Origin of the sequence: Streptomyces musisoli (assembly GCF_016741855.1) — a bacterium.
Lineage (GTDB): Bacteria > Actinomycetota > Actinomycetes > Streptomycetales > Streptomycetaceae > Streptomyces > Streptomyces musisoli.
The window spans coordinates 1-8,246 of the sequence record NZ_JAERRH010000054.1 but is presented as its reverse complement, the minus strand read 5'-3'; the positions used below and the strand labels follow the sequence as shown (position 1 = coordinate 8,246).

Annotated in this window: 6 protein-coding genes and 2 pseudogenes; 2 read left to right on the top strand and 6 right to left on the bottom strand. The window is 69.8% G+C overall.

Annotation, left to right across the window (positions count from 1 at the left end; translation table 11 throughout):
* Both JK361_RS40185 and JK361_RS40180 read right to left on the bottom strand, forming a co-directional pair.
* The coding region (locus tag JK361_RS40185) for an ATP-binding protein (RefSeq protein WP_201828126.1) at positions 1-2,187 on the bottom strand (2,187 nt) is incomplete at its 3' end.
* A gap of 125 nt (positions 2,188-2,312) precedes the next feature.
* Positions 2,313-2,579: a hypothetical protein gene (locus JK361_RS40180; protein ID WP_201828124.1), complete on the bottom strand. Its 267-nt coding sequence runs from the start codon at positions 2,577-2,579 to the stop codon at positions 2,313-2,315.
* A gap of 717 nt (positions 2,580-3,296) precedes the next feature.
* On the opposite strand from JK361_RS40180, the gene JK361_RS40175 reads away from it, so the two are divergent.
* A complete protein-coding gene (locus tag JK361_RS40175; RefSeq protein ID WP_201828122.1) occupies positions 3,297-3,611 on the top strand; it encodes a hypothetical protein in 315 nt (104 codons plus the stop codon).
* Positions 3,612-3,933: 322 nt separating this feature from the next.
* On the opposite strand, the pseudogene JK361_RS41910 reads toward JK361_RS40175, so the two are convergent.
* The 3 genes and pseudogenes from JK361_RS41910 to JK361_RS40165 form a co-directional block, all read right to left on the bottom strand.
* Positions 3,934-4,002: pseudogene (locus JK361_RS41910) on the bottom strand (DUF6207 family protein); the annotation flags it as partial.
* 298 nt (positions 4,003-4,300) lie between these two features.
* Positions 4,301-4,981: an NAD(P)H-binding protein gene (locus JK361_RS40170; RefSeq protein ID WP_201828120.1), complete on the bottom strand. Its 681-nt coding sequence runs from the start codon at positions 4,979-4,981 to the stop codon at positions 4,301-4,303.
* Positions 4,982-5,004: 23 nt separating this feature from the next.
* Complete coding sequence (locus JK361_RS40165) at positions 5,005-6,048, bottom strand: zinc-dependent alcohol dehydrogenase family protein (protein ID WP_201828118.1); 1,044 nt, start codon at positions 6,046-6,048, stop codon at positions 5,005-5,007.
* Positions 6,049-6,157: 109 nt separating this feature from the next.
* Here JK361_RS40165 and JK361_RS40160 point away from each other — a divergent pair.
* Positions 6,158-7,036: pseudogene (locus tag JK361_RS40160) on the top strand (LysR family transcriptional regulator); the annotation flags it as partial.
* Positions 7,037-7,311: 275 nt separating this feature from the next.
* Here the strand turns inward: JK361_RS40160 and JK361_RS40155 are convergent.
* Positions 7,312-7,818 carry a DinB family protein gene (locus JK361_RS40155; RefSeq protein WP_201828114.1) on the bottom strand — a complete coding sequence of 169 codons (507 nt, stop codon included), beginning with the start codon at positions 7,816-7,818 and terminating at the stop codon, positions 7,312-7,314.
* Positions 7,819-8,246: the final 428 nt, after the last annotated feature.

The window sequence follows — 8,246 nt, the reverse complement described above, 5'->3', positions numbered from 1 at the left end:
TAGATCAAGGAAGGCACCCATGTCCCCGGCAGCGGCGGCCTGCCAGGCCAAAGTTTCGGCGCCCTCCGGATCTCCGGCCAGTTCCCGGAGCCGTGCCAGGCCGGTCAGGGCTTCCGGGGCGCCTGCGTCCCACGCCCGCCGGCACAAGGCTTCGGTGCCGTTTGGGTCTCCGGCCTGCTCCCGCATCCGAGCTAAGCCGCTCAGGGCACGGGTGTCGCCGGCGTCGGCGGCCTGCCGGTAGAGGGTTTCGGCGCTCTTCGGGTCTCCCGCGTGCTCCCGCATTCGCGCCAGGCCGGTCAGGGCTCTCGGGTGACCGGCGTCGGCGGCATATCGGGCCAGGGTTTCGGCGCCCTCCGGATTCCCGGCCTGCTCCCGCATTTGCGCCAGGTCGGTCAGGGCTTCGGGGTAGCCGACGTCGGCGGCCTGCCAGGCCAGGGTTTCGGCGCCCTCATGGTCCCCGGCATTGTTCCGCGCTCTCGCGAGGAAGACCAGGACAATCGGCGCGCGAACCTCGACGGCTCGTCGGGCCAGAAAGTCGGCGTCCTCATGGTCCCCGGCCTCGTCCTGTCCTTGCGCGAGGATGATCATGGCCCGGGTGTCGCCGGCGCCGGCGGCTTGCCGGTAGAGGGTTTGGGCGCCTTCCCGATCCCCGACGGCGCTCCGTATTGCGGCAATCCCCAGCAGGGCATCCGGGCTGTGGGGTGCGAGCTTGCAAAAGAGGTGGTGGGCCCATTGCAGGCGCTGCCGGTCGTCGGCGGCGCGGGCCAGCCTGGTGAGTTCGTAGGGGTCGGTGAGATGGGTGTGGGCTGCGTGCCAGAAGGAGGCCGGTGGGCACAGGGCTAGGCGCGTTGTACGGCCGTGCTGTTCGAGGTAGTCCGCGAGGCGGAACACCGGTCCTGACGCTGGGGCAACCGGCGCGGCCGGTGCAGGGAGACGTGGCGGCCGGGTGGCGGTGCGGCGCAGCGGGGCTTGTTTGCCGTGGACGGGACGGGCGAGGGCAGCAAAGGCGGCTTCGGCCCAGTTCTCGGTGAGCTGCTCGTAGTCGTCGTCGGTGAGGTAGTCGGTGGCGGCATCGATGAGGAAGGCCTGGGGAAGGTGGAGTCCGACGCCGAGGCGGCGGGCGTCCATCGCGGCCTGCAACAGGGCTTTGACGGGCGGGGTTCCGTGCTCGTAGCGGCGCACGAGTTCCGGTGCCCCGGCAAGGTCCTGGGTGACCCGTCCGTTGACGCGGGCGCGGGTGAGGGCGCTCGCCAAGAACGGGTCACCGTCTCGGGCCAGGGCGGAGGCGGCCTTGAGCGCCTCCTCGTCGAAAACGTCGGGGACGGTGACGTTGACGGTGCGCCCGGTCAGGAGTTCGCGGACCTGGCTGTGCGGGTCAGGCTCCCCAGGATGGTGAAGGGCCGTGTAGGTGTCGGCGTACTCGGGCCATAAGGTGCCCAGGACGAGGACCGGCCTGCGGTCGGTGTGGGTGAGCAGAGTGCGAAGTGCGGCCGCGATGCGCTCGCCGGCCTCGGGATGGCCGAGATAGTGCTGGGCCTCGTTGAGCCACACCACCGTGCGGGGCCCCACGCGATCGAGGTCGGCGAGCGCGGCTTCGGCCCGGGTCGGATCGTAGGGGTGCCACAGCCGCCACCCCTTGGCGGCGAGCGGCTGGACGGCCTCCCAGCATGCCCGCGTCTTGCCGGTCGACGACGAGCCGACCAGCACCAGCATGCCACTGCGCCCTTCGGCCGCCTCGCCCACCGCGTCGGCCAGAGTACGGTCGTGGGCGCGACGCACATAGCCGGGCAGCGCCCGTTGCTCCCGGGCACCCGCGCCAGCTGTGGTGGTGGGGCCTCCGGCGGAATGGACCTCCAGGTCGTGAGGATCCCACTGCTCGACCGGCTTGCCGAGCCCTTCATCCCGCACACGCACAGGGCTGGCGGTCTTGCCTGCCGCTGTCCGGCGCAGCTGAAGCAACTCCCGCTTCTGCTCGTCCGACAGGCCCAGCTTGCCGGCCAGCGCCGCGACCGTCGCGGCGGACGGAACAGGACCGCCGTCCTTGAAGGCAGCCTGGACGGTCGTGCGCGACAGTGCCGCTCCGGCCGCGAGCTGCGTCTTGGTCAGCTTTGCGTGGGCCAGCGCGTCTTCCAATCGCTTGCGCAGCTCGGTGAGTGCCGCTTCACGCCTATCAGACTCCCCGCCCACATCCACTCCCGGCCCTACGCGTGTTCAACGGTGTTCATCATTGTCCGGCCGGACCACGACGCACACTGTTTCCGCGACCTTCACTCACGTCACCGGTCTTGCGGTACCGCCGACAAGCGCGGCAGTCACCCAGGCTGCGGCGCCACCACGTCATCCGGCTGTACCGACGCCCGTTCACCAGGATCGTCATCTTCGCTGCCGCTCACCGCTCGCCCTGAGGACGACAGTTCGCGAACGGTCCGCATCCAGGTCTCGCCGAATCCGACGGGCCCGGTTGCGTCGCCGGGGAGGCTGAAGATGTCCGGGTCGTCGCCGAGCTGCTCCATCAGCGTCTCGCACAGGCTCTCCAAGAGCGGCTCCGTGCAGATCGCCAGGGACTCGGCGAACTGCACGGGGGGAGGGGCTGATGGCGATCACGTGGTCCAGGCCCACCGGGAACATGCCCCAGGCGTCGATCCGTTGCCGCAGTGCGGCCTGTGCGGGGATGTCCGGCAGGAGCAGTCCGTGCAGCATGTACAGCCCGTAGCACCCGCGCAGGCCGACCAGTACCTCCCGCGCCCGTACCAGCTCCTCGTCGCTGGCCCGTCTCACTGGTCACGCGGTGTCCGCGTGCTGCTGGAGCAGCCCCCAGTCCACCGGCGGCCCTTCACCGCTTTCCACCTTGCCGAGTGCCTGCGCCCAGTCCTCGACCGTCAGGTCGAACATGCCGGAGGCGGCGAGGGTCTCGGCCAGCGCGTCCGCCCCGACCCTCCTGCGCCCCGAAGCCGATCGCGGCGACCAGGTGGACCATGCTGCTGGAGTCCGGCCCTTCCGCCTCGACGGGCACGTCACCGCCGGCTTCGAGCGCGGCGCGTACCAGGGCGGGGTTCGCCGCCCCGCGGTAGGGCTTCATGGGCCGGCCGGCGGCTTCGTACAGCGAGCGCGTCCTGCCCCTCCTCGCCCGCCCCGGCCACGCTGCGCGCGAACGCCACCAGGCGCTGCGACACCGACCGCTCCAGCACCCGAGTTCACGGATTAGAACGGAGATCTGATCACCCTGGTGCCGGGCGAGTGAGTGCTGGGGGGCGCGTGTGGGGCTGTCACCGGACCTGAAACTGATCGTGGAGAGCATGATCAAGGCGTCCATGACCATGGTGGACAAGGTCATGGTCGGCACCCGGGACACCGCCATCGCCTGCGGGGGCCACGACGCTCGACCAGATTGGCTCAGTGCCTACGCGATGGGCGAGACCGGCAAGGGGCTGATGCGTGCCTGCCGGGAGCTCATGGCGCAGGAAAGCAGCATCGCCGCCGCGATTCTCGGCAAACAGGTGGACCTGACCTACAGCATGGGCAACCCCGCAGCGGACTGCTCGGAAAGCTTTCTGGGGCTGGGGCAGGAGCTGCCGGAGGTCGTCGGCGACACCGCGTGGTGCGAGCAGTAAGCGCCGGCGGTCTGAGTGACCGATTCCACGGCTCCCCTGAGAAGCTACGGGATGTGGCGGGTACCTGGCAGCGCGGTGCGCGGCTGATCGCTCGCTTCGTCGAGGACGCGCAGGTCTGTGCGCACACCGGGGACAAGGCCCACTCGGGGAGGCCGCCGCCAAGTTCCGCAGCTACTTCAAAGGCTTCGTCGGCTTTGCCGCGCCGCCCGAGCAGGCTCATCCGCACGAGCCGCTGGTCGCCAATCTCGTGGCCGCCTGCACTCAGCTGGCAGCGCAGGCGGACCCCGGGCTGGCCAGGGTCCCCGCTCGTGCGCTCCACCGCAGTCGCCGCCCACACCGAGGCCAGCGCCGTATGAAAGGCGAACGAGGTCTGGTCGTCGGCCGTCGCCATGTCGACGACCACCAGACCCGGCTCCGACGCGTACACCTCGTGAATCGCTTCCATGAACGCCACGGCGCCCCGCGCCTGCCCGGGTTCACCACGGCCGGCGGTCCACCCGACTGCAGGACCTACCGCGTCCGGGCGCACCGGCCGCGGAGGGTGTGCCGGTCATCCCGCCTTCCGTCCGTTCGGGGTGAGCGGGGCGGGTTCTCGGGCGGATCGGGGGTACGAGTCGCTTGCGAGTTGCGAGAGAAGGTCATGTTCGGTGCCGGCCCGCCGCGCGTAGCAGTCGGAAGTCGGGCGCGGGTCACGGGCAGGGCTGACCCGTGCGGTTGTTCGCGGCATGTGCCACCGCTTCGGCGACGGACTCAGATCCTTGGGCAAGTTCCAGGACGAGCCCTGCGGTGGCAGGTGTGACGAGCAGGGCCGCCAAGACCTCGGCGACGTCGTCGCGCGTGACCTGGCCCACGCTCTGCTCCGCGGTGAGACGCACCGCGCCGGTGCCGGGATCGTCGGTGAGGGCTGCCGGGCGAAGGATGGTCCAGTCGAGGTCCTGTGCCATGACGTGCTCGTCGGCGGCGGTCTTGGCGTGCACGTAGGCGGCCCAGACCTCGTCCGCGTGAGCCGGGGGCGGACTGCCGGCGCCACGGGTGGAGATCATCACGTACCGTCGGACCCCTGCCTGCAAGGCGGCCTCGGCCAGAAGTACGGCGGCCTGACGGTCGACGGTGTATTTCCGGGCTGCCCCGCTGCCGGGGCCGGCGCCGGCAGCGAAGACCACTGCATCAGCTCCCACCAGTACCGCAGCGACGTCGTCCGACGTCACGGCCTCCAGGTCGCAGACGATCGGCCGCATACCGTCGTCCGACAGGTCGTTGCCGTGGGCAGGGTTGCGGATGAGCCCGACGACAGCGTCACCTCGGGCGGTGAGCAGTCGGCCCAGGCGCCGGGCGATCTGGCCGTGCCCGCCGGCGATGACGATCTTCATGAACTTCTTCTCCTTGGGGCTGTTCAGAAGGTGATGCGCACTTTGAGCGCCGACCGGTCGTCCATGGCGCGGTAGCCGTCCGGCACGCCGTCGAGGTCGATGGTGCGGTCGAAGACCGGAGCGGGATCGATGACGCCGGCCAGCACGTCGGCGAGCAGTTCAGGTATGTACGCGCGCGCCGGGGCGACGCCGCCTGCCAGAGTGATGTTGCGGTCGAACATCTGGCCGATGTCCACGCCGGCGCTGCCGCCGTGCGGTACGCCGACATAGCCCACGGCGCCGCCGTCGCGAGTGAGGGAGATGGCGGTACGCATCGACTCCTCCGTCCCGACGGCCTCGAGTACGGCGTGTGCGCCCTGGCCGCCGGTCATCTCCCGGATCGCCTCGGTCGCTGCCTCGCCGCGCTCGGCGACGACGTCGGTGGCGCCGAACGAGCGAGCGATGTCCGTGCGGCTCCGGTGGCGGCCGAGCGCGATGATCCGGTCGGCGCCGAGACGGCGGGCGGCGAGCACGCCGCACAGGCCGACCGCTCCGTCGCCCACGACGGCGACCGTGGCTCCGGGACGGACCCGCGCCGAAATGGCGGCGTGGTGTCCGGTGCTCATCACGTCGGAGAGGGCCAGCAGACCGGGGAGGAGCTTTTCGTCGGTGACGGCGTCCCGGGGCAGTTCCACGAGGGTCCCGTCGGCGTAGGGCACACGGACCGCTTCCCCCTGGCCCCCGTCGGATCCGACCTCTCCCCAGAACCCGCCGTGCGGGCAGGAGGTCTGCAGGCCCTGCCGGCAGTAGTCGCACGTGCCGTCGGACCAGACAAACGGCGCGACCACGAAGTCGCCTGGAGTGAATCCGGTGACCTCGGAGCCGACCTCCTCCACGACGCCGAGGAACTCGTGCCCGATGCGCTGCCCGGCCACGCGCGAGGCCACTCCGCGGTAGGCCCAGAGATCGCTGCCGCAGATACATGCGCTGACCACGCGTACCACCGCGTCCGCGGGGTGCTGGATGCGGGGGTCCGGGACCTCCTCAATGCAGATGTCGTGCGGTCCATGGATCACGGTGGCGCGCATGCGAGGACTCCTGATGCTGTGAAAGGGGTGGGGCAGGCCGACCAGCGTCGTCGCATGAGGTTGTTTCTGTCCAGCTACATCAGGTACATCATTCCTTTAAGCTGAACTAATGCTCGATGTTCGACGACTGGTCCTCCTGCGCGATCTGGCCGCGTACGGCACCGTGACCGCTGTGGCGGAGCTGCACGGCGTCACTCCCTCTGCCGTCTCGCAGCAGCTCCGGCTCCTGGAGGAGGAGACCCGTTCCCGCCTGCTGGAACGCACGGGCCGGTCCATCTACCTGACGCCTGCCGGGCACCGGCTGGCCGAAGACACGGAGCACGTGCTCGACGCCCTCGAACGCGCGCAACGCCGCTTGCGCAGCCATGCCACGGAGCCGGTCGGGCCACTACACCTCGCCGCCTTCCCCAGCGCCCTCGCTCCGCTGGCAGCCCCACTCAGCCAGGCCCTGGAAGACGCCCACCCCGGGATGAGCCTGCACATCACCGAGGCCGAACCGGAACTCGCCGTGCGCCTGCTGCTCCAGCGACGCGTCGACCTCGCGCTGGTCTACCGCTACACAAACCTCGCTGATCCCGTGCCCCTGGGCGTCGAGACCCACCAGTTGCATGTCGATCCGCTGGTCGCCGTAGTCCAACGTGATCACCCCGCGGCCGCCGCAGAAGGATCTCCCGTCGCATTGCGGGACCTCGCACACACGCCGTGGATCACAGCCCCCGCGGACACCGCCTGCGGCGCAGCCGTCCTCCACGCCTGCCGGTCGGCGGGATTCACCCCGCAGATACAACACACCTGCTCCGACTTCAACGCCATGATCGCCCTCGCGGCGAGCGGCGGCCACCCTGTCGTCCTCCCTCGCATGGCCGCGGTTCAGCTCCCGCCCACGCTTGTCGCTCGGCCGGTGGACGACCCCACGCTCGCTCGCACGATCGAGGTCGTCACCCGGATCGACGCAGGCCACGAACCCGCGATCGGAGCCTGCCTCGATGTGCTGAGGTCCCTGGCGCCGAGCAGCACGGATGACCGAGCTGGTGCCGTCGCGGAGCATGGCGAACAAGACGCTGATGCATTGGCGGGCCAGACGGAGGAGGGCCGCACCGCGTCGGCTCCCTTGCGCCGCAGTGCGGTCATCGATTTGGAGAAGCAGCGCGGGCTCACTTCGGTGAGCGGGGCTATCCAGGAGGCTCCGACGCAGTGATCACAGCAACCATGATGTGATCATCTCGTGGTGCTCGCCGGCTAGGCCCCGTGACGCTTTCCTATCTACTCGCCGACGGCTCCATCGATCGCTTCGCGCAGAAGGTCGGCGTGGCCGTTGTGACGCGCATACTCCTCGATCATGTGGGTGAGGACGTAGCGGAGCGAGATGGTCTCACCGCGGAAGTTGACGGTGTCGTCGAGGGAATCGATGGATGAAGCGACGGCACGGGCACGGGCGCACTCCTCGCGCCAGACTCCGAACGCCTCGCCAACGTCGGCGTCCTCGACGTGGAACTCGGCGAACGTGCCGTCGACCTCGCCGGGCCAAGGCGTCTTGACGTCCTCGGCGTTCACGATGAAGCGGAACCAGCTCCGCTCGACGGAGGCCGCGTGGCGCACCAGGCCCAGGAGCGTGAGTCCTGAGGTCGGGATCGCCTTCTGCTTCAGCTGTTCGCCGGTCAGACCCGCGCACTTCATGGCCAGGGTGGCCCGCTGGTAGTCGAGGAACGAGGTGAGCGACGCACGGTCGTCGGCCACCTTCGAGGGGTGTATGCGCTGGTCATCGTCCACCAGGCGATCATGGCAAGAACGCGTCCCCACAGGCCACCCCTGGTCCGAAGGGCGGACGTCAACGCCCGACGACCCCCACGACGTTGAGGCTGGAGATCAATTACGGGACAAGCTTCAGTCAGTGCTCGACCGCACTCCCTGAGTGGCAGTGGGGAGGTTCGGCTGGCTCCAGTAGCTCAAGTGCCCGCATCTAGCACGCCGCCGCCACCGGCCGAAAAGGGGACAGCACCGTCAGGACGAACCGCCGCCACCTCCTACGAGGCAGCGGTCACTCTCGCGTCGTTCGTGCTCTGGGCAAGATCCGTTTGAAGACGGGCCCTGGTACATCACCGGGCCCCGCGGCGGAGCCGGCATACGCGAAGGGGGGCAGGGCATCCGAGGTGAAGTGGGTGGGCTGACCACGCTTTGGGTGCCGCCCGTCGACGTCA

Coding starts and splice junctions, on each gene's coding strand:
- JK361_RS40175 (WP_201828122.1), top strand. CDS start 3,297: ATGATCAAGGCGTCCATGACCATGGTGGACAAGGTCATGGTCGGCACC.
- JK361_RS40170 (WP_201828120.1), bottom strand. CDS start 4,981: ATGAAGATCGTCATCGCCGGCGGGCACGGCCAGATCGCCCGGCGCCTG.
- JK361_RS40165 (WP_201828118.1), bottom strand. CDS start 6,048: ATGCGCGCCACCGTGATCCATGGACCGCACGACATCTGCATTGAGGAG.